This is a genomic window from Caballeronia choica, assembly GCF_001544535.1.
Taxonomy (GTDB): domain Bacteria; phylum Pseudomonadota; class Gammaproteobacteria; order Burkholderiales; family Burkholderiaceae; genus Caballeronia; species Caballeronia choica.
Window position 1 is genome coordinate 1 of sequence record NZ_FCON02000589.1, and the last position, 644, is coordinate 644.

Here is a 644-nt window from a genome sequence, read left to right on the forward strand (position 1 = left end):
TAATCAGCGTCGCGAAGCAGAACCGCTTCGCGGATCGCTGCGAGGTCAAGCCGTCCGATGAAATCGTAGTCTCTGCCTTGCACGTCGTTCGGCCCGACTTCCTCGTAGAACGTGACCTTGGACGCATTCGGATGATCCGCCACGACGTCGTCGAGCCATTCCCGAAAGGCGTGCACGCGGCGATTTCGACAAGCATGGAGGAAGCTGACGCGGCGTGTGGGGGAATCCATCACGACGGTTGCCAGCATGGAAACCATCGGAGTGGTACCGACACCGCCGCTCACCAGAACAACAGGCGTTCGCTTGGTACGGTCCAGGACAAAATCGCCATATGGAGCGCTCACCTCGACGTGCCCTCCAGCATGCAGTTCGTCATGCAACAAGTTGGAAATTCGGCCGGCCGGTTTTGCGGTGTCATCGTCGCCCGCGGCCTCGCGCTTCACGGAAATGCGCAGCCATTTCCCGTGCGGTGCATCCGAGAGACTGTATTGGCGCGGCTGTTCGAGATCGAGTTCGCCGACAAAGCGCTTGACGCTTACGAACTGGCCCGGTTCGAAAGGAGGGAGATCCTTTCCGTCCGTGGGCACGAGATAGAACGATGAAATCTCCTCACTTTCATCAACTTTGCGCGCGACCTCAAAAGG

The 644-nt window shown here is 58.9% G+C and carries 1 protein-coding gene; it reads right to left on the reverse strand.

The genetic code is table 11. From position 1 onward, the window contains the following. On the reverse strand, positions 1 to 644 hold a 644-nt coding region (locus tag AWB68_RS45875; RefSeq protein ID WP_510183584.1), incomplete at both ends, for an NO-inducible flavohemoprotein.